General features: G+C 65.4%; 13 protein-coding genes. 4 read left to right on the top strand and 9 right to left on the bottom strand.

What is annotated here, in order from left to right; genetic code table 11:
• Positions 1-45: 45 nt before the first annotated feature.
• Complete coding sequence (locus tag F4X41_00805) at positions 46-1,401, top strand: aspartate aminotransferase family protein (protein ID MYB15567.1); 1,356 nt, start codon at positions 46-48, stop codon at positions 1,399-1,401.
• Positions 1,402-1,420: 19 nt separating this feature from the next.
• On the opposite strand, the gene F4X41_00800 is transcribed toward F4X41_00805, so the two are convergent.
• The gene (locus F4X41_00800; protein ID MYB15566.1) at positions 1,421-2,371 is read right to left on the bottom strand and encodes an alpha/beta hydrolase; all 951 of its coding nucleotides are present in this window, start codon (positions 2,369-2,371) and stop codon (positions 1,421-1,423) included.
• Between the two features lie 218 nt (positions 2,372-2,589).
• On the opposite strand from F4X41_00800, the gene F4X41_00795 reads away from it, so the two are divergent.
• A complete protein-coding gene (locus F4X41_00795; GenBank protein MYB15565.1) occupies positions 2,590-3,678 on the top strand; it encodes a Zn-dependent alcohol dehydrogenase in 1,089 nt (362 codons plus the stop codon).
• Positions 3,679-3,786: 108 nt separating this feature from the next.
• On the opposite strand, the gene F4X41_00790 is transcribed toward F4X41_00795, so the two are convergent.
• Positions 3,787-5,109, bottom strand: a complete 1,323-nt coding sequence (locus F4X41_00790) for a replication-associated recombination protein A (GenBank protein MYB15564.1) — start codon at positions 5,107-5,109, stop codon at positions 3,787-3,789.
• 187 nt (positions 5,110-5,296) lie between these two features.
• Here F4X41_00790 and F4X41_00785 point away from each other — a divergent pair, with 187 nt between their 5' ends.
• Positions 5,297-6,049 carry an SDR family oxidoreductase gene (locus F4X41_00785; GenBank protein ID MYB15563.1) on the top strand — a complete coding sequence of 251 codons (753 nt, stop codon included), beginning with the start codon at positions 5,297-5,299 and terminating at the stop codon, positions 6,047-6,049.
• Between the two features lie 41 nt (positions 6,050-6,090).
• Here the strand turns inward: F4X41_00785 and F4X41_00780 are convergent, their stop codons facing one another.
• The 7 genes from F4X41_00780 to F4X41_00750 all read right to left on the bottom strand — a co-directional run bounded on the left by F4X41_00780 (position 6,091) and on the right by F4X41_00750 (position 18,962).
• Positions 6,091-7,842, bottom strand: a complete 1,752-nt coding sequence (locus F4X41_00780; GenBank protein ID MYB15562.1) for a Rieske (2Fe-2S) protein — start codon at positions 7,840-7,842, stop codon at positions 6,091-6,093.
• A gap of 170 nt (positions 7,843-8,012) precedes the next feature.
• A complete protein-coding gene (locus tag F4X41_00775; GenBank protein MYB15561.1) occupies positions 8,013-8,960 on the bottom strand; it encodes a sugar ABC transporter permease in 948 nt (315 codons plus the stop codon).
• Positions 8,961-9,196: 236 nt separating this feature from the next.
• Entirely contained in the window at positions 9,197-10,147 is a 951-nt protein-coding gene (locus F4X41_00770) for a sugar ABC transporter permease (protein ID MYB15560.1), read from the bottom strand.
• Positions 10,148-10,277: 130 nt separating this feature from the next.
• Positions 10,278-11,096 carry an SDR family oxidoreductase gene (locus F4X41_00765; GenBank protein ID MYB15559.1) on the bottom strand — a complete coding sequence of 273 codons (819 nt, stop codon included), beginning with the start codon at positions 11,094-11,096 and terminating at the stop codon, positions 10,278-10,280.
• A gap of 125 nt (positions 11,097-11,221) precedes the next feature.
• On the bottom strand, positions 11,222-15,694 hold the full coding sequence (locus F4X41_00760) for a hypothetical protein (GenBank protein MYB15558.1): 4,473 nt from the start codon (positions 15,692-15,694) through the stop codon (positions 11,222-11,224).
• 91 nt (positions 15,695-15,785) lie between these two features.
• Positions 15,786-17,381 carry an alanine-phosphoribitol ligase gene (locus F4X41_00755; protein MYB15557.1) on the bottom strand — a complete coding sequence of 532 codons (1,596 nt, stop codon included), beginning with the start codon at positions 17,379-17,381 and terminating at the stop codon, positions 15,786-15,788.
• A 129-nt stretch (positions 17,382-17,510) separates the two neighbouring features.
• Positions 17,511-18,962, bottom strand: coding sequence for a hypothetical protein (locus F4X41_00750; GenBank protein ID MYB15556.1), 1,452 nt, complete (start codon positions 18,960-18,962; stop codon positions 17,511-17,513).
• Positions 18,963-19,209: 247 nt separating this feature from the next.
• Between F4X41_00750 and F4X41_00745 the strand changes: the two genes are divergently transcribed.
• Positions 19,210-20,328, top strand: coding sequence for a mandelate racemase/muconate lactonizing enzyme family protein (locus F4X41_00745; GenBank protein ID MYB15555.1), 1,119 nt, complete (start codon positions 19,210-19,212; stop codon positions 20,326-20,328).

The following is a 20,328-nucleotide window of genomic DNA, read 5'->3' as shown; positions in this document are numbered from 1 at the left end:
ATTCGGCGCCTAAGCGCGCGGCAATAATTGCGGCGAATTGCCGGAATGCCTTCCGATCGAATCTCTCCCCGGCCGGACAAATCTATGCCTACGCGTCCCGAGCGGTACACCCGGTCCCAACAGCTGTTTGAAGCCGCCCAGGACCTGGTGGCCGGCGGGATATCAAGTCAGCTGCGCCGCCAGGAACGCCCGGTCCCGCTCTTCTTCGATCGCGCCAAGGATGGGCGGATGTGGGATGTCGACGGGAACGAATACGTCGATTTCGTCCAGGGAATGGGGCCGAACCTGTTCGGTCACTCCCCTGGATTTGTCACCGACGCGGTCGCAAATGCCATCCGACGCGGGGTGGTGTACACCGGCCAGTTCGAGCGCGAATTGGAGGTCGCCGAGATGGTTCGCCGCGCGGTGCCCCTTAAGGGGCCGGTGCGTTTCGCCAGCTCGGGGACCGAGATCCTGCAGCTGGTCATCCGCCTGGCCCGCGGCTATACCGGGCGCGCCAAGTTCGTGAAGTTCGAGGGCCACTACCACGGCTGGGCCGATTCGGTCAGCTACAGCTACCATCCGCCGCTGGCGGTGGCCGGGTCAGAAGCGGCGCCGACCCCGGTTGCCGACTCCGCTGGAATGGATCCGGCCACCAGCGAGAACATCGTCGTCTGTCCCTGGAACGACACCGCCGCGCTGTCGCGGGCATTTGCCGACAACCCTGGCCAGATCGCCGGGGTCGTGATGGAGCCGTTCCTGCTGAACACCAACTTCGCGCCGCCGCGCGAAGGGTACTTGGAGGCGGCCCAGCGAGTGTGCGCGCGGGAAGGCGCGTTGCTGATATTCGACGAGGTGATAACCGGGTTCCGGGTGGCGCTTGGGGGCGCCCAGGAACTGACCGGAATCACTCCCGATCTGGCGACTTACGCCAAGGCGATGGCCGGCGGTTTTCCGATCGCGATGCTGGTAGGTCGCCCCGACGTGATGGCCGTGCTCGGTGACGGCACCGTGAACCACGGCGGCAGCTTCAACTCGAACGTGGCCTCGATCGAAGCCGCCCACGCCAGCCTTTCGCACATCATGGAGGACAGCGACCGCTTCTACGCGGACTTAAACCGGCGCGGGCAGGCGCTCATGGAGGGACTTAAAGTCGCCGCCGCTCGTACCGGTGCCAATCTGCGGGTTGCCGGGTTCGGCTCGGTATTCTCGACCGCATTCACCGACCGGGCCAAGATCTTCAATTACCGCGATCACGCGCGGCATTGCGATGAGGACAAATATCAGCGCTTCCGCAGTTCCCTATTGGATCGCGGCGTGCGCATAGCCCCAAACGGGCGCTGGCACCTGGCCTCGACGCATACCGAAGCCGACATCGAGCAGACTGTAGCGGCCGTCGAGGAGTCCCTGCGCGCGCTTTGAATCCGTTCGGCGGAGGCGCCTACCCGGCGATCGCGGCGCGGATGAACTCGTAGCGGCGCAGGTGCGACGCCTCGGTTGGCGGGGCCCCAAAATCATCGAATGCGTGGGTAGCACCGGGATAGATTGCGATTTCGGCCCGGTTGCCGGCCGCGATCCAGCGCGCATGCATGAACAGGCTGTCGTCCAGCAGCGGGTCGGCGGTGCCGCAGCTAAATAGCGCCGGCGGCAGATCGTGCAGCGATGCCCGCAATGGCGAGACATCCGGATCGGTGCGGTCGGCGGACCTGAAGTAGCCGCGCTGCATCATCTCCATCGACTCCGGACGCAGCACCAGACTGTTTCGCCCGATGATCCGGCGCGAAGGGGTGCCCCCGGCGAACTCGTACGCACCATACATAAGGTCGGCTCCTGACCAACCGGCAAATCCATGCCGGTCGCGCAGGCGCAGCATCGTCACCGCGGACAGATTCGCTCCGGCCGATTCGCCGCCGATTAGCAGCCGCTCGGTGCCGAACCGCTCCGCCGAGTTCTCGATCAGCCAGAGGGCGGCGGCCTCGCAATCGTCCGGTGCCGCCGGGTAGGGGTTCTCGGGCGCGAGTCGGTAATCCACGCTCACCACCGCGATGCTGCATTCCTGGGCGCGGCGCCAGTGGTTCTCGTCCTCTAGGTCGGCGCCGCCGAATACCCATCCCCCGCCGTGAATGTGAAGGTATACGGCGTCGCAGCGATCGGGTACAAAAACCCGCAGCGGGATCGGGCCGGCTGCCCCGGGGCAACTCTCGTCGATCCCAACTTCCAGCCGCCGCTGCGGGCTCTGCCAGGGACTCCCCTCGCGGCGACGTCGCCGCAGGTAGGCAGGCGTGATTTCCTGGCCCGCCTCCTGGGCCATCAGGTCCTTCAGGCGGGAATTGAACGCACTCATTTCCGGGCTGATCGCCTCCGGGCGAAACTGGGCCGGGTCAATTCGCACTGGCTTTCCCTTCCCGCTGAGGGCCGATGTCGGTGTCGGAGCACGGACTGTCTGGGCGGAGTCGATCCGGTTCGAGCCGTCCCGGATCGGTGTCCATTTTCACCGGCGCCGATGCGGCTTTCCGCCAAGTCAGCACGTCGCGGTCGGAGTCCGGCCAATAATCGAGCCTGCGACGTGATACGCCCCCTCCGGGGGGCGCCGGGAGTTCAGCCGACCGCATGCTGGAGATTGAGAGCGCCGTCCTCCACCGTTACAACGAACCGATCGCGGTCGAAGGGCTGGAGTTGAGCGATCCCGGCCGCGGGGAGGTCCTGGTTGAACTCAAGGCCAGCGGCGTCTGCCACTCCGACTGGCACGTGATCAAGGGTGACTGGTCGGACGTTCCTCCGCCCGTGGTCCTGGGGCACGAGGGAGCGGGCATCGTCAGGGCCATTGGCCGGGGAGTAAACAGCGTCCGCGAAGGCGATCACGTGATCCTCTCCTGGATGCCGAACTGCGGTCGCTGCGAGGCGTGCCAGCGTGGGCATCCCAACGTTTGTTACGACCCGCCGCCAAGCACAGCTTCGGCCCGCTCACCGCGAACCGGCCAGGACGTGCCGTTCCTGTACGGGGTGGGTTCGATGTCGACGCATTCGCTCGTGAACGAAAACGTGGCCATACCTATCGACAAGTCGATGCCCTTCGCGCAGGCCTCGCTCATCGGCTGCGGCGTCACGACCGGGGTCGGCGCTGTCATCAACACCGCCCGGGTTCGGCCGGGTTCGACGGTTGCGGTGTTCGGGGCCGGCGGCGTCGGCTTGTGCGTCGTGCAGGGCGCCGCGATTGCCGGAGCTACCACGATCATCGCGGTCGACCTGCTGGATGACAAGCTTGAGCGGGCCCGGCGAATGGGCGCCACCCAAACCGTCAACGCCGCCGAATGCGACCCGGTCGAAGCGATCCGGGAACTGACCGGCGGCCTAGGGGCCCACTACGCATTCGAAGCCATTGGCCTGGTCCCCGAACCGTTCGTCCAGGCGATACGTGCGACCAGGACCCGCGGCACTACCGTCTGGGTCGGGCATGCCCCGGAAAACACTCCGGTCACGCTGGACGCCCACGACCTGATGTTTGAGAAGACCGTGATCGGATCGATGTACGGCAGCGCCCGGCCGCGGATCGACTTCCCTCGGATGGTTGCTCTGTATCAAGCCGGCAGGTTGAACCTGGACGGATTGATCACCCGCAGCTTTCCCCTCGGCCGGGTCAACGAAGCCTTCCGGTTGTTGGCCGAAGGCAAGGTCGCACGCAGCGTCCTGACCCTTTAACAAGCGCGGCCGCAAATGGACCCGGCACGAAGGGAAGAGGCCGACCCGACCGCATCCGGGGTGCAGCACTGGTCGAATCGATCACCGCGACGGAGCCAGTTTCGGTGATCATTCTGCCGTCGGTTCCCCGCCCGGCGCGCCGGGGTCGAACTCCGTGAAGGACCTGGACGGAGCGTCGCGCTCGGTCGGCTCGTAAAACTCCGCGCCCCGCAACTCGTCGGGAAGGTGCTGCTGGGGAGCTATGGCGCCGCCGAAATCGTGCGCGTAAAGGTAGCCGCGGCCGTAGCCGTGCTCGGCCATCAAGCCGGTCGCAGCGTTCCGCAGGTGCAGCGGAACCGGGATCGCGCCCAGATCGCGGACCGAACTGGCCGCCGCCGAATAGGCTTTCATCGCCGAATTGCTCTTCGGGGCCCGGGCCAGGTAGATCGCGGCCTCGGAGAGCACCAGCGAGCATTCGGGCATCCCGATCAGGTGCGTCGCCTGCTGGGCGGCTACCGCGATCGGCAATGCCTGCGGGTCGGCCAGGCCGACGTCCTCGGCGGCCAGGATGACGATTCGGCGGGCCACGAACATCGGGTCTTCGCCGGCTTCGAGCATGCGTGCCAGCCAGTAGACCGCCGCCTGGGGGTCGGATCCGCGGACCGACTTGATGAATGCCGAGATGGTGTCGTAGTGGGCGTCGCCGGCCTTGTCATGGGGAAGGGCCCGCTGCACGACCGCCTTGATGGTTTCACGGTCCACCTTGCTTCCGCGGGCCGCGGCATCGTGGACGGCGACCTCGAGAGCGTTCAGAGCAACCCGCGCGTCACCGGCGCCAATCGCGGCCAGCGCCTCGATCGCCCCGTCCTCAATGTGCGGGGGCTCTTGCCTCAGACCGCGGCTGCCGTCCGCAATCGCCCGGCGTAGCAATTCCTCGATTTCGGCAAGTCCGAGCGGCTCAAGCTTCAACACCCGGGCGCGGCTGAGCAGCGGGGCGATCACCTCGAAGGAGGGGTTTTCGGTGGTGGCTCCGATCAGGGTGATCGTTCCCTCTTCGACGGCCGGCAGCACCGCGTCCTGCTGGGCCTTGTTGAATCGATGGATTTCGTCAATGAAAAGCAACGTCTGGGTCTTGAACATCCCGCGCTCGGCCTCGGCGCCGGCGATGATCTTGCGCAGGTCGGCAACTCCGCCGGAAACAGCCGAGAGCGTGGCGAAACGTGCATCGCTGTGGCGGGCGATCGCCCGGGCGATCGAGGTTTTGCCACTGCCCGGCGGCCCCCAGAGGATGCAGGAGGGCAGCTTTCCGGCCTCGACGGCACGACGCAGGGGGGCGTCGGGACCGACCAGGTGGTCCTGGCCGACCACCTCGTCCAGGGTGCGGGGTCGCATTCGGGCGGCCAGTGGAGCCGAACGGTCGCTTTCGGGTGAGATTTCGAACATTCCGCGCATCTTGGGGTCGGTTCCGGACCGCGATCTGGCCATGGGTCAGGATAGTGCCCGCGACCGGATGTCAGGCCGGTTGCCGGGCCCCGGGTCCGGAATCGGGATGCGCCAACGGCGCCTCCAGCGATGTCCGGGCAGGCAATACACTGAGAATTCGTGTACCGGTCCGGTCAGACCCGGCGGACAGCAGCGGATGGAGATTGACTACATGCGGCTCAGTGGCAAATCGGTGATCGTGACCGGCGCGGGTCGCGGCATCGGGCGCGCGATTGCCATCGCGTATGCGCGCGAGGGCGCCGGTGTCTGCCTGGCGGCCAGAACCGAATCGCAGATTCGATCCGTGGCCGAAGAGATCGAAGCTGCAGGCGGTCGGGCAATCGCTGTCCCGACCGACGTGGCCGACTGGGACTCGGTCCAAGCGATGGTGAGGGGTGTGGCGAACGCGTTCGGCGGCCTGGACATTGCGGTGCTCAACGCCGGGGTGTTGCTGGACGGCGGCCGCACGCTGGAAGAGAGCGTGATCGACGACTGGCGCCGAACGATCGAAGTCAACCTCATCGGCGCCTACCTATGCGCCAAAGCCGTCATCCCGCCGTTGAAGGCGCGCGGACAGGGCAAGATCATCATCACCGGTTCCGGCAACGGCCACCACGGCCGGGTGCGGGGTTCGTCCTACGGGGCTTCGAAAGCGGGACTATGGATGGTCACGCGGATTCTGTCCGAGGAATTGCTGGAAGACAGGATCGACGTCAACGAGATCGTGCCCGGACCGGTTTACACCGAGTTGGCCCGCGAGCTGGTGTCAGATCCGGCAACGCGTTTCGCCGCATCCGGCGAGTGGGCCAAGCAACCCGAAGAACTGGTGGACGTGGCCATGTTTCTGGCCACCCAGCCCAGTCCGGGCCCGACCGGCCAGTCGTTCAGCCTGCTGCGACGCCCGCTGTAGCAGCGGCCAAACTCTTGCGCGGAGAGACCCCGGGGTCCGCCTTAGGCACCCCCGTGAAGATCCTCGCCCCGCAACAGCCGGGCGGCAATCTCGTAAGTCTGCCCGAGCGACCTCACCGTCGGCGAGTGGGCCGACAGGTAACGGGCGGCGGCGATGAGGAAGTGGCCGGCGCAGGCGCTTCCGGCGAACTGGCGGTACTGGCGCACCGCGGCCTCGTACATCTGGAATGAATGAAATCCGGCATCCTCGCGCAATAGCGCGTGACCCAGCACCGCAACCACCTCGTCGGCCCGTTCGGCGGCGATCATGTCGGCGACGACCTGGCCGGCGACGTCCACGTGGCCCTGGGCGTCAAACGCCGCCAGCAGGTCAACCCCCGACGCCGGGCCCGTCCCGGGAACCGGAACCGCCTGCTTGGGCACGTTCAGGAACCGGTCCAGGTGCACCGACATCGCGCCGTCGAATATCCCGCGCGCCAGCAGGTTCGAAGGCGCGCGGCGCAGCGCCTGGTCGACCGCGTTGGCGTAGGTGAAGGTGTGCAGGACCGTTTCCCAGTCGCCGAATTCGTTGCTGGTGCCGAAATGGATCAATCGCCGGGCGGCCGCGTAGGCGACCGACGCTGAAAGGTCGGTCAGGGCAACTCCTTCGCCTACCAGGCGGCAGAGTTCGTCCAGGACGGTCCGGGGTTCGCCGTCCAGCATCAGATCGGCCAGCTCCTCGTGTCCGTCCCAGCGCCCCCGCCGGCCGTTGGCGTCGAATCTGCTTGCAATGAGTCCATCAAGTTGCTCGTGCACGGCAAATAGCATCCCGGCCAGGTCGGCCGGCATGCGCCAGCTGGCGTTTTCCTCCATGCGGGCGGCGTTTACCAGGTTTCCGCCGGGCACCAGCGCCGGGAGAATCTCGCCGGCTTCATCCCAGCCAACATGGTCGAGCAGCTCGAACGACTTGTTGGCAAAGTCCAAAGTGTGCCCTCCGCCCATGTAGAGGTGATCGGTACAGGCGGCGGTGACGATGCCGGCGAGTACCTCAGGTTCGAATCCCAGATAGGCGGCGGTGCGAATGACCCGCTCGGCGGCATTGGCCGATCGCAGGTCTACGAACCGGCGGAACCAATCCAGGTACCGATCCGCACTGCGCTCGCTGGTCTGAAGCGGGTCGAGGTAGAAGTTCGGCGCCTGGTCGGTGGTGTCAGAAGCCACCGCCACGACACCGTGATACAGGGCCAATGGACGATCTTCGCCGGACAATTCGGGAAGCACATTCGCCATTGCCGCCAGGATGGTGAGTCCCGGCGACCAGCCATCCGAACGGTTGCGGATGCCGAACTTGGCCGTGCGGGAAACGACGTCGGCAGATCCATCCACGCTGCAAAGTCCGATCACCGATTTGGCCAGGACCAGGCGGATGTTCTGCTCCAGCCCCTCCGAGAGCTTGCCGGCCCAGCGGCCGCGCTGGTCGGTCTCAATTGGCTCCGGGTCCAGCCACACCGAATCGTCCTCTACCCTGGTCCGGAACGGCGTGACGTCGTCGGCGAACGGGTCGAACGTGCAGCCGCCGGCCAGATCGAACTTGGCATGATGCCAGTGGCAGGTCAGGATCCCGTCGCTGACCGTGCCGCGGGACAGCGGGAAGCCCATGTGGGGGCAGCGGTTGTCGACCGCGTACACGGTCCCCTCCGACTCCAGCACCAGGACGGTGCGGCCGTTGGCCGCGACCACCCGGCTCCCTTCGCGCCGCAACTCGCTTAACGGGCAGACTCGGATCCAGCCTGCCTCATCCTGCATATTTCGCATCGCCGATCGCCTTCCCGCTCCCTTGGAGCGCTGGCGCGCCTACCGGCCGTCGGTTGTATTGTTTGGCCGGCGCGCTCGCTCCGCTAGCCGTCTTGCCCCTCTGGTTCTTTATACGGGAACCCTCTACGTTCGGTTGCCAGGGACAGCCGGCAGGTTGGTGGGCCAGGACCCTAGTAAGAAATCTCGTACCCGAGAAGTTTCGAATTGATGAGAGTGATGACCCCGATGACCAAGAACAGCAGGAAGGACAACGCCGCCGCAAAACCCATGCGCAGGTTGGTGAAAGCTTCCTCGTATATGAGCAGCACGATGGTTACGGTCGAATCTATCGGCCCGCCACAGCCGGTTGAGGGGTTCGGGCAGGCCATGATGAACACCTGCACGAACATCTGCAGTGCCCCGATGAAGTAGACGATGACCACGAAGTAGGTGGTCGGGGCCAGCAGCGGGATCGTGATCCGGAACAGCTGGGAAATCCTTCCCGCCCCGTCGATCTCGGCCGCCTCGTAGAGGTGGGGAGGGATGCCCTGCAGGCCGGCCAGGTAGATGACCATGTTCAGGCCCATGTTCTTCCAGATGCTCATGATGATGATGGCCAGCATGGCGGTCTCTGGTCCGCGCAGCCACTTCGAGGTCGGCAGGTCGAATGCCCGCAATACTTCGTTGGCCAGCCCGAACTGGGGTTCATACATCCAGAGCCAGATCAGCGAGACAGATACGAAGGACGAGACGACGGGCATGTAGAACATGGCCCGGAAGAAGTAGATCCCGCGGACCGCGCGATTGACCAGCACCGCCAATAACAGCGACGTGATGACTCCGGCCGGTACGGTCCCGAACGCGAAGTAGACGGTGTTGCGGATCGCGGGAAACAGGCGCGGTTCCTTGGCCAGCAACCGGTAGTTCTTCAAGCCCTCGAATTCGGGCGCGGTCAGCAAGTCGTAGTCGTTGAAGGAGTAGTAGAACGCCCCGACGATCGGAACGATGACGAACACGCTGATGAAAATGATCGACGGAAGAACGAAAAGATAAGAGGTGGGCCCGCCACGGTAGGTCAATCCCAACCTCCGGCGCAGATTCGTCTGCCAGGAGCTTTGAACCGTACCCGCCGTTTGCATCTGCGCCCTCCGCCCGCCTGCCTGCACTACTGACGGTTGACCTAGAAAACCGCGTTGGCCAAAAAGGTTAAGTGCTGTCCAAATCGAGTTGGTCTCAGTTTACGGAGACCAATCCTCTGCCGCACCCGATCCTTCGCCGACGATCTCGTCAGTCCGCTCCACTCACCCTCCGGGTGTTACATAGGGGTATACGAGATTTCCGGATCCCGGAGCCGACCGGCTGGCGGGCAATCGCCCTAGTAGGAAATCTCGTACTCGAGCAGTTTCGAATTGATCAGGGTGATGATCCCGATAACCACGAACAGCAGGAACGAGAGCGCGGCCGCAAATCCCATGCGCAGGTTCGTGAATGCTTCCTCGTAGATGAGCAGCACGATGGTTACGGTCGAATCCACCGGTCCGCCGCAACCGGCGGTGGCGTCCTGGCAGGCCATGATGAACACCTGCACGAACATCTGCAGGGCCCCGATGAAGTAGACGATGACCACGAAATATGTTGTGGGGGCCAGCAGCGGGATTGTGATCCGGAATAGCTTCGAGATCCTTCCCGCACCATCGATTTCGGCCGCCTCGTAGAGGTGCGGTGGTATGCCCTGCAGGCCCGCCAGGTAGATGACCATGTTTAGGCCCATGTTCTTCCAGATGCTCATGATGATGATGGCCAGCAGGGCGGTTTCGGGCCCGCGCAGCCACTTCGAGGTCGGCAGGTCGACGGCTTTGAGGAATTCGTTGGCCAGCCCGAACTGGGGCTCGTACATCCAGAGCCAAATAAGGGAGACGGAAACGAATGACGAGACCACCGGCATGTAGAACATGGCCCGGAAGAAGTAGATGCCGCGGATGGCGCGATTGACCAACACCGCCAGAAGCAGCGACGTTATCACCCCGGCCGGAACGGTCCCGAAGGCGAAGAAGACGGTGTTGCGAATCGCGGGAAACAGGCGCGGCTCCTTGCCGAGCAGCCGGTAGTTCTTCAATCCCTCGAATTCGGGCGCGGTCAGCAAGTCGTAGTCGTTGAAGGAGTAGTAGAACGCCCCGATGATCGGAACGATGACGAACACGCTGATGAACAGGATCGACGGCAGGACGAATAGGTAGGAAGTGGCCCCGCCGCGATAGGTAAGGCCCAAGCGGCGGCGCAATTCTGCCAGCCAGGGACTTTTGTAGGTATCTGCAGTCTGCATCATCAGCTTCCGATCCGGCCGGAGCCAGCGGGGTCAAGCGCAGCGGGTTAATTGCCCTGTCTGCGACGATGGCGGTCAAAAGGCGACGCGTTCGAGTTGATGGCAGTCTAAGTTGGCCGCCGACACTTTTTTGCTAGTAGAAGACCGCGCTCCCGATGCCCCCGCCGGCCGAAATGACCTCCCCGGTAATCGCCGCGGCCTTGTCCGAGGCCAGGAACGCGGCAAGATAGCCCACTTCGTCGGCTTCGATCATCCGGCCGACGGCGTTGCCTGACGCGGCGCCCGGGGCGAACTGGCGCCGTTCCAATTCCTCCGGCGAAATACCAAGATCGCGGGACTGGGCGGCCTGCATCCCGGGCGTTCGCTCGGTGCGAGTTGCGCCGGGATGGATGCAGTTGACGGTTATGCCGTGTGGGCCCAGGTCGATTGACAAGGTCTTCGTCTGGTGAACGAGAGCGACATTGCGCGCCCCTCCGCTGAGATTGCCGGCATTCCGCGCGTTCCCTCCGGAGATGTTGATGATGCGTCCCCAGCCGGCGTTTTTCAGATACGGGATCGCGGCCCGGCTCAGCCGGAGGGCCCCGACGTACTTGACGTCGAAGTCGCTGAGCAGGGATTCCTCGTTCACGGTTTCGATGTAACCGATCGCGTCGGCCGCCCCGCCGGGGTGCGACGCGCTGTTTACCAAGATATGCAGTCCGCCCAGGCGCTCGGCGGCCGCGTCGACGGTTCGGTTCACCTGCTCGGTGCTGAGGGCATCCATGACCATGGGAATCACCGTTGCCCCGGTTTGCCCCGAAATCTCGCGCGCCGAGTCCTCCACCTGACTGCTGGTGCGGGCCGCGATCGCCACGTCGCATCCCTCGCCGGCCAGCGCGCGCGCGATCGCCTTGCCGATGCCGCGCCCGCCGCCGGCCACCAGGGCATTTCGACCAGTTAGTCCAAAATCCATGTCAGTCTCCGGCTGATTTAGGTTGGGAACGGCGCCGACCGGAGCGCAAGCTTTTAGCCGGTTCCGCCGCAGTTTTCTAGTATCGGGACCACTCAAAAACGTCTCCGCCGAACAGCCTTAACGGGCTAATCGACCGGCCCCAGCAGGGCAGCGTCCGACCATTCGCCGATTTCGTTTCCACTGACTGTCCGGACCTGGAATGCGTACGCAAGCCCCGGTTCCAGCCCAGATATCACCTGGACGGTTTCGAGGTCGTTGCGGGCCCGCCCGGCAAACGTCCAGTAGAAATCGGCCAACCCGGCGGCGCCGGCGAATATGTACCTGACGTGGTAACCCGTAATCGGCGGCCCATCCGGGTCTTGCGGAGCACCCCAACGCAGCAGCGCCGAATCAGCCGAACGGGCGGCCGACGTGATGGCGGATGCGCCGGGCGGTCCCGAAGCGCGCACGATCACGAAGACGTAGTCTCGGTGCCGGGTTCCATCGGCAGCGGTAATCCGGGCGATCAGGATGTTGGGGCCGATCCGCAGCGGGATATTTCCGCTGTCGGGCAGCGGTTGCCGGTTCCCGTCCGGACCCAGCAACGCCAGCAGCTGGTGGGTTGCGGCCGGATCGGTGGGGATGGGCGCAAACTCTATCGACTCGGTCTCGGTCGCGACCTGTCGGCGCAGAACGTTGCGGTCGGCCGGCAGCGACGATATCGACCCGGAGAACGCCACCGAGTGCAGCCCGGCATCCCCGGGCCGGGCGCGTTCTATCCAGAGCGTGTAGGTCTGCAGGAACGTCCGGCTTCTTACCCGCACCCGCAGGATTTTTGGCTGGGAATCTGCCGCAAGGTCGGCCACGTCGAATTGAAATCCGGACAGCGTCGGGTCGGCGTCCTCCAGCTGCTCGAACCCGGCATCCAGGAACAGAACCCGGGACTCTGGTTCAAAGGCGGCGGCGTTGACCGTGATGCGGTCGATTGGCGGGTCTGCCGGTTGAATGCTCAGCCGGTACCTGGTGCGCTCCGGGTCGAACGTTGGAACCAGCACCGCCGGCCCTGTTTCCAACCGCGTCAGGCCGATGTCGCAGTAGGGAAGGCCTAGTTCGGCAAAGTCGTGGAACCGGAGGGTGTTGTTGCGCATGCCCGCCGGCACGCAACCGGTAAGCCGGTTGCCGGCAAGGCGCAGGATCTCCAACCGGTCCAGCCGCTGCAGCCGCCCGGGGATCTGGCCCACCAGCCTGTTCTCGGACAGGCCCAGCGCAACGAGTCCGGTCAGCTCGGCCAGTTCCTCGGGAATGGGGCCTTCGAAGCGGTTGCGGTCGAGCCCGAGCACCCGAAGTTGCGGCAACCGGGCCAGCTCGACCGGTACCGGTCCGGCAAACCGGTTCCCGGCCAGATCGAGTTCCAGCAGTTCGGTCAGCCCGGCCAATGACCCGGGTATCGGCCCGCTCAGCGAATTGTCCGCGAGCAGCAAGCGCCGCATGTGCGCCAGGCCGGTGATGCTTTGCGGGAGGACCCCGTTGAGGCCGTTGCCGGCCAGGTCCAGTTCGATCACCCGGCCGGCCCGGTCGGTCTCCACCCCGTGCCAGTCCGCGAGCGGGACGGGAGATAACCAGCCGTCGGCTGCCCGCCAACCGGGACCGCCGACGGCATGAAAGAGCTCGCCCAGAATGGCGCGCTCGTCGGGCAGGCGCTCGATGCTGATTTCGGCCGTCGCTACCGCGGATCGGTCGGGGGAAACCGTCTGGATCAACGCCCGGTTCAGTCCCACCGCGAGCCGCAGGAGGACGTTGCCGCCCGCGTCGATTTCGAACGGGACACCCGTGATGCTTGCCGATGCGTCCGGATTGGCGGGCAGGGGGCGGATCGCCAGCATTCGGGTCGCATGGCCAACCCGGTGCGCGATTTCCCGGTCGCCGATGATCGGCCGCTGATCGATCAGCACCCCGAAAAGTCCTGCGTCGTCAGGTCGCGGTCGGTCAACTTCGATGCGGTATTCGGACGTTCGCTCCGGGGCTGACAGGCGGACCCGCAGACTGAACGGGTACCCGCCGGATCCGACTTCCGGCAGCGCCACCTGGAATCCGTCCAGTGCGGGGTCGGCGTCGTCGAGAGGGATGCCGTCCCCGTCCAGGAATTCCAGTCGCCCGGCGCCCGGGAAGGCGACCGGGGTCAGGGTCAGCGGCGCCGGCGGTCCCTCGACCGGATCGGTCACGAACCGGTATTCGAAGCGGTCGCTCGCGAATCCGGGGGTCATCGCGCCGCCCCGGACAGTCAACTCGGCCAGGGCCACGTCGCAGGCGGGGAGGCTCAACTGGTCCAGATCCGTAAACCCGAGTTCCAGCGCCAGGGCCTCCGTCGGGACGCAGCCCGTGAACCGGTTGCCGGCCAGATAGAGCTCGAACAGTTCGGCGAGATTGCCTAATCCGGTTGGAAGAGGGCCGGTGAAGTTGTTGTGGGAGAGGTCCAGCGAGTACATGCGGACAAGCTCGCCGATTCCCGGCGGAATCTCGCCGCTCAGCGCATTGTGCTGCAGGTGGAGCCGGGTCAGGGCCTGCAGCCGATCAAGTCCCTGCGGCAGCGGCCCGGAAAGGTTGTTGCCGTTCGCCCGCAGGTCGGTCAATGCGGAAAGGTCGGCCAAAGTTTCCGGAAGCGGGCCGTTAAGGAGGTTGTGCTCAAGCCGCAGGCGCCGCAGGCGCTCGATGCCTCCGATTTCGGTGGGAATCTCCCCGATGAACCGGTTGCGGGCAAGATTCAGATAGGTCAACTCGGTGAGTTCGGTCGCCCATTTCGGGATTGGGCCGGACAGCGAGTTGCTATCCAGTCGCAGAATCCGCAGCTGCCGCAAGTCGGCCAGAGCCGCCGGCAGCGGGCCGGAGAAACGGTTGGAATGTAGTTCCAGCTCGCGCAACCGGCCGAATTCCCCCAGGAGTTCAGGCACCGGGCCGGCAAAAAGGTTTTCGCCCAGGTGCAGGCGTTCCAGGCCGGCAATGGCGACTAGCTCCTGCGGGATCTGCCCGGTAAGAAGGTTGCCGGAGAGCAGCAACCAGCGCAATTCGGCGAGTTCGCCAAGCTCGGGCGGAATCTGCCCGCTCAGGCGATTGTCGGAAAGGTCGAGGCGCCGCAGGCGCGCGAGCCGGGCAAGCGCCGGCGGCACCGGGCCGGTCAGATCGCAGTTGTTGAGGAAAAGCCATTCGAGGCGATCCATGCCGCCGATCCAGTATGGAATCGTCCCGTTGAGGCGGTTCCCACCGAGCTCCAGGCGGCGCAGGCCCTCGATCTCGGCCAGTTGAGCCGGAATCGGACCGGACAGCGAGTTGTTGCTCAGGTCGATCCACTCGAGCCGCTCCATGCCCGCCAACCAGACCGGTATGTGACCGGCGAAGTGGTTGCCGCCCAGGACAAGCTCGCGCAGCCGGTCTAGATTGAGCAATTCGACCGGGATCGCCCCCATGAATACATTTCGCTCCAGGTGCAGCTGCTCCAATCCGGCGAGTTCGCCGATCCAGTCCGGCAGCCCCTCCTGGAACCGGTTGCCACCCAGCCGCAGCGCCTGCAGCGCGGAAAGGCCGCGCACCGCGGCTGGAAACGGCCCGTCGAGCGAGTTTTCGGACAAGTCCAGCTCGCGAAGCTGGCCGAATCCGCCGATTGCCGCCGGCACCGGTCCGGTGAGTTCATTGCGGGCGAGCCGGAGGACTCGCAGCCGGCTCTCTTCTGGGACCTGGTCCGGAATCGGGCCGGCTAAGCTGTTCCCGGAAAGATCGAGGTGCTCGAGCGCGGGCAAGGTGAGCAAGTCACCTGGCAGCGTGCCGTCCAGACCGTTGTCCGTCAGGTCCAGCACGGCCAGCGAATTGAGTGACGTAATTGAGGGCGGGATTGGCCCGGAAAGCTGGTTTCCGGAAAGGCGCAGACTCGTCAGCGTTTGCAGATCGCCCAGTTCCGGCGGGATCTGGCCGGTGAGCATGTTTGCGGACAAGTCGATCCGGCGCAATTCGGCGATTGACCCGAACCCGGGCGGGATGCGGTCCAGCAGGCGATTGCCGGATAGGTCCATGATTTCCAGGGACGCGAGTTCGGCAATCTCGTCGGGAATGCGACCGACGAGCCGGTTGTCGGAAAGGTCAAGCAGGGTCAGGCTCGCGGCCGACCCCAAGGCACGCGGAATCGATCCGCTGAGCCGGTTGCCGCGCAGGGAAAGCGACCGCAGTTGTGCCAGCTTGCCGAACCGGACCGGTATCGCCCCGCGCAGGGCGTTGGCCGACAGATCCAGCTGCCCAAGGCGCTCGAGTTCGCCCAGCTCCGGTGCGATCTCGCCGCGGAGCCCGTTGCCCGCAAGACCGATCGCCGTGACGTTGCCTTCTTCGTCGGTAGTGACTCCGTGCCATTCGGATAGCGGCGATTCGGTCAACCATCCTGACGAATCGACCCATTCGGCACCGCCGGCCGACTCGAAAAAGCCCTCCAGGATCGCCCTTTCGGCCGGTTCGGATGCAATTGCCCGCTCGGCATCGGGCTGCCCGCCCACGGGGTCGGCGGTGCGCTGACCGTTGTCCTCGACGGGCGCCAGGGTCAAGGTCGCGAATGCCAGCAGGGCGATGACCGGTTCACGCACGACTGATCCCTGGCCTCACCAGATCCGATGCCCGGTTGATGATTTCACAACGCCCGGACGGCGTTTCCGGACCTGCCGGTGCCGGGCCGGGTCAAACCAGCTTGCCGGCCTGGATGATTGCGGCGCCGCGTTCACCGATCATGTAAGTCGGTGCCTGCGTGTTGCCGCTGACAAGACGCGGCATCACCGATGCGTCGATCACCCGCAGGCGGTCCAGGCCGCGAATCCGCAGCTGGTTGTCAACGACCGCCATCTCGCCGTTGCCCATTGCGCAGGACCCCACCGGATGATGGCCGGTTTTTGCCCAACCGCGGATGTATTCCCGGATCTGGTCGTCGTCGGCGACCGCCGCCCCCGGCACGCGTTCCTCGCGGACTAAACCCGACAGCGCGCGGGTCGCAAGGAACCGGCGGCCCCATTTGATCCCCTCGACCGCGATCCTCAGGTCATGCCCCTGCGGATCCGAACAGAAGTTTGGATCTATCCGCGGGGGATCGTCGGGGTCGGGCGAATTGAGGGTCAATGAACCCCTGCTGCGGGGTCGGGTGTTGAGGATAAACAGACTCATCCCGTGCCCGTCGAGCAGCATCGGGCCGTCCTTGACCACCACGAACGATGGCAGGCAGTGGATCTGGATGTCGGGCCCTGCGACTGAATCGTCCGAACGGACGAATGCGCCGGCCTCGGCAATCGCCGCGGCCATCGGACCGGTACCGAAGAGCTTGTACCGGAGCATGTGGCGAAGGCGGTTGTGGACCCGGTTTCGGCGGGAGTAGGAGACCGGCCGGGTCTCGGCGGCGATGAATACGTCCATATGGTCCTGGAAGTTCTTGCCCACGCCGGGCAGGTCGTGCACGACCTCGATGCCGAGATCTGATAACTCGTCGGCGGGTCCGATTCCGGAGAGCAGGAGGAGCCGCGGCGAATTGATCGTTCCGCCGCTGACGATGACTTCGCATTCGGCATTTATGGTTTTGCGCCGGCCCAGTTGACGGTACTCAACGCCGACCGCGCAACCGCCCTCGACCAGGATCCGGGTTGCCAGGGCGCGGGTGTGGACGGTGAGGTTTTCGCGCCGGTCTACCGGATGCAGAAAGGCGGTGGCGGCGCTTTCGCGACGCCCGTTCCGGCGCGTCTGATCGTAGAGCGTGACTCCGTCCTGAACGGACCCGTTCACGTCTTCGTTTTGGGCGAGGCCTAGCTCCTGGCCGGCCTCGACGAACGCCCTCGTAAGCGGGTTGTAGGTGGTCTGCCGGGCCACGCCCAACTCGCCCTCGGTTCCGTGGTACCCGTCGCTCAAGCGCGCGTGCCGCTCCGAACGGCGGAACCAGGGAAGGACGTCGGCGTATCCCCAGCCGGGATTGCCGAGCGATTGCCATAGGTCGTAGTCGCGGGGTTGTCCGCGAACGTAGATCATCGCGTTCACCGAGGTTGATCCGCCCAGCGTCCGACCCTGCGGGTACCAGAGCCGGCGGTCGTTTAGCTGCGGCTGCGGGGCGCTACTGAATCCCCAGTCGAACTCCGGGGCGGCCAATCGGGTCACGCCGGCCGGAATGTGTATGAGCGGGTTCGAATCCGGCGGCCCGGCTTCGAGCAGGGCGACGTTGTTGCCCGGGTCCTGGCTCAATCGGTTGGCCACCACGCAGCCGGCCGCCCCGGCGCCCACGATTACGTGCGTGTAACGCACCGCTCACCGACTCGGACTTGCAGTAGCTATTTGCGCGGTCGCCATCCTCGGACCGGTTCCTCCCCGACCGGAATGTCGGCGCCGAATTTCGTGCGCCGGCCCGGCAATTTCAGTATCGGGACAACGGACCTACTGGTACATGATCAGATCCGGCCGCCGGTCTATGGCCTGGACCTGCTCGGGAGTCATCGGCGGCGTGTCCTGGTCGAAAAAGATCTTGAAGGCCGGTCGCTCCGACGGTGCGGTCAGGGCGTACCAGCCGTAATGCCGCAGCTTGATGCCGATCCCGCCGAACCCGTCCATGTCGATCGATAGTTCGACGTCGTCGACGCTCTCGATGGCGGCGCGGTCCTCGATCATGTGCGCGGTGAACTGGTGCACCATCAGGATCTTGGGCGGTATGCCCTCCTGGCGCGACAGGTCGGCCAGATAGTGCTGGACCGCGTTGATCTGGTCCGCATTGATGCCTCCGATGGCCAGCCCGGGCCGCAGTCCGGAGGTCTCGGTGGCAAATTCAGGGTCGAGGGCCATGTGCACGAACGGCTCGCGCAGGAACTCCTCCAGCAGCTGGACCTCCCGCAAGGGATCGCTCCAGCCGATCTGGACATCCAGGAACAGCAGCATCCCGCGTTCGCGGGCCGCTTCCACATAGGGGGCGATACCGGCCCGAGGCAGCCGGTAAAGCCAGGTTCCATCGGCAGTCGGATTGGCCTGGGCCACGCCGGTGATCAGGTGGTAGGCCGGGATCACCGCGCGCGGTCCATTCAGGGCGTCGTAGCGCGCCGCCCAGACCGCGATTTCGTCCGCCACCTCGGCCGGCGATCCGTGTCCCAGCACGCCCATCACCGGCACATTCGGGTGCCCGTAGAACGAAACCACCTGGGCATCCTCGAACACCGAACGCCGCGTCGGCGGCCGGGGGAACGTCCAGGCCCGGTCCCGATCTGACACGAGCAGGTAGCTCCGGCCCGGCACCAGGTGCGAAAGACCGCTCAACACCCGTGGCACGTCATCGCCCCAGCCCAGGATCAACGGTGAACTGCCCGGCACCAGCGACCAGACGGTGAGCCCGGGGACCGTACCCCCGCCGTTGCGCTCCCAGTTCAGCCAGCCGAGCGCCCTACCGGCAAACGCATCGCCGATTGCGGTCCGCGGGCCGGTCCATTTCACCCACGTCGACCCCCGGCGGAGCAGGACGTCGCACTGCGGGAGGGCTCCGAGTCCGTTGATCGGGACAGCGGCGGACCAGTTCAGGTCGGAGGAATATGCCAGCACCCGGGCCGATTGGCCGTGGCAGAGATACGCGCGCTTGTAGTCGATTCGGACCGGTGAGGGTCCGGCGACCCAGTGCTCCGAAAAACCGCCGCCGGGAGCGCGCAACTTCACCCGCGCGGGTCGGTCGCAATCGATCGTTATCGCCAGCGGGGTGCTGAGCGGCGAGCCGGCCACCAGATCGACACCGCCCGGTCCGTTGACTGCCGCGGCGGTGACCTGGCACGGCCCGGAAGCGGCCGCCGGAGTTGCTCCGGCGAGCGTAAAGGCGAATACGCCAAGCAGCGCCAGCAACGGTAGGGCTCTCAACGGAGGCAGTCGCCGCATGCCAAGTCGATTCCAAGCGCTCGAGTGTTCCTCATTTTCGTCGATCGTATCAAGGGCCGCCGCGGGATTTGCCGGGCGGCAACCACATCGTGTGGGCGGATGGCCGGCCCGCGCCGCAGATTACTACCGGCTGGGTCCGGCAATGATCGGCCGGCATCGCCTAAATTGAAGCTATCGCGATGGCCGACGGTGGGGCGGCCTCCGTCGCCGAGGGATCCGGGGGCAATTAGTGAAGATCACCAAGGTTGAGACGCTTTACCTGCGTCTTCCGGCGGTAAATCCGCGGACCGACAGCGGTCAGGACGCCCTGATCGTTCGGGTCGAGACCGACGCCGGAATACACGGGATCGGCGAGGTTGATTCGGCGCCGATGGCGGTCAAGGGACTGATCGAGGGACCCTATTCCCATCCGCTGATCTGCGGCCTCGGGGAATTGCTTGTCGGCGAGGATCCGCTGCGGACCGAATTCCTCTGGCAGAAGATGTACCGCCAGAACATCTATGCCGCGCGCCGCGGGGTCGGCATCCACGCCATGAGCGGAATCGACATCGCCCTCTGGGACATCAAGGGCAAGGCGCTGGGGCTGCCGGTCTGGAAGCTGCTGGGCGGGGGATTTCACGACCGAATCCGCGCCTACGCGAGTGCTCTTTTCGGATTGACCCCGGCCGAGACGCGGAGCCGCGCCGAGCGGTTCCGCGACCGCGGTTTCGACGCCGTCAAGTTCGGCTGGGAGCCGATGGGGCAGAGCCGGGAAACCGACATCGCGCTGGTGCGCGAGGCCCGCGCCGGTCTGGGTGACGACGCCGACCTGATGATCGACGCCGGCATGGTCTGGGACGCCAAGACCGCCATTCAGAGGGCTCGCCGGTTTGCCGATTACGACATCTACTGGCTGGAGGAGCCCCTGCACCCGGACGATTACGAAGGGTACGCGCGGCTTAGCGCGGCCACCGACCTGCCGATCGCGGCCGGCGAAGAAGAGAGTGAGCGCCGTTCGTTTATCGAACTGATGGACAAGGGCAAGATCGACATCGTGCAGATCGATCTGACCCGCTGCGGCGGTTTCACCGAAGCCGTAAAGATCGCCAGCCTGGCCGCCGATCGCGGGCTGCGTTGCGTCAATCACGGATTCACCACCTACATCAACGTCGCCGCCGCGTTGCACTTTCTCAATTCGATCCCCAATTCGTTCATAACTGAATTCGTCGTCGAAGAGGGTACGACCCTGCGCGATCAAATCACCCGCCAGCGCCTGAGCGCGGTCGACGGGATGCTGGCGGTGCCCCAGGAACCCGGACTGGGGATCGACCTCGACCCCGACGGCGTCGAAAAGTTCCGCGTCGCCTGA

The organism is Chloroflexota bacterium (assembly GCA_009840625.1).
Lineage (GTDB): Bacteria > Chloroflexota > UBA11872 > UBA11872 > VXNJ01 > VXNJ01.
The sequence above is the reverse complement of the archived record's forward strand: the minus strand, read 5'-3'. Positions and strand labels throughout refer to the sequence as shown.

Coding starts and splice junctions, on each gene's coding strand:
- F4X41_00785 (MYB15563.1), top strand. CDS start 5,297: ATGGAGATTGACTACATGCGGCTCAGTGGCAAATCGGTGATCGTGACC.
- F4X41_00795 (MYB15565.1), top strand. CDS start 2,590: ATGCTGGAGATTGAGAGCGCCGTCCTCCACCGTTACAACGAACCGATC.
- F4X41_00770 (MYB15560.1), bottom strand. CDS start 10,147: ATGATGCAGACTGCAGATACCTACAAAAGTCCCTGGCTGGCAGAATTG.
- F4X41_00780 (MYB15562.1), bottom strand. CDS start 7,842: ATGCGAAATATGCAGGATGAGGCAGGCTGGATCCGAGTCTGCCCGTTA.
- F4X41_00790 (MYB15564.1), bottom strand. CDS start 5,109: ATGCGCGGAATGTTCGAAATCTCACCCGAAAGCGACCGTTCGGCTCCA.
- F4X41_00775 (MYB15561.1), bottom strand. CDS start 8,960: ATGCAAACGGCGGGTACGGTTCAAAGCTCCTGGCAGACGAATCTGCGC.
- F4X41_00805 (MYB15567.1), top strand. CDS start 46: ATGCCTTCCGATCGAATCTCTCCCCGGCCGGACAAATCTATGCCTACG.
- F4X41_00765 (MYB15559.1), bottom strand. CDS start 11,096: ATGGATTTTGGACTAACTGGTCGAAATGCCCTGGTGGCCGGCGGCGGG.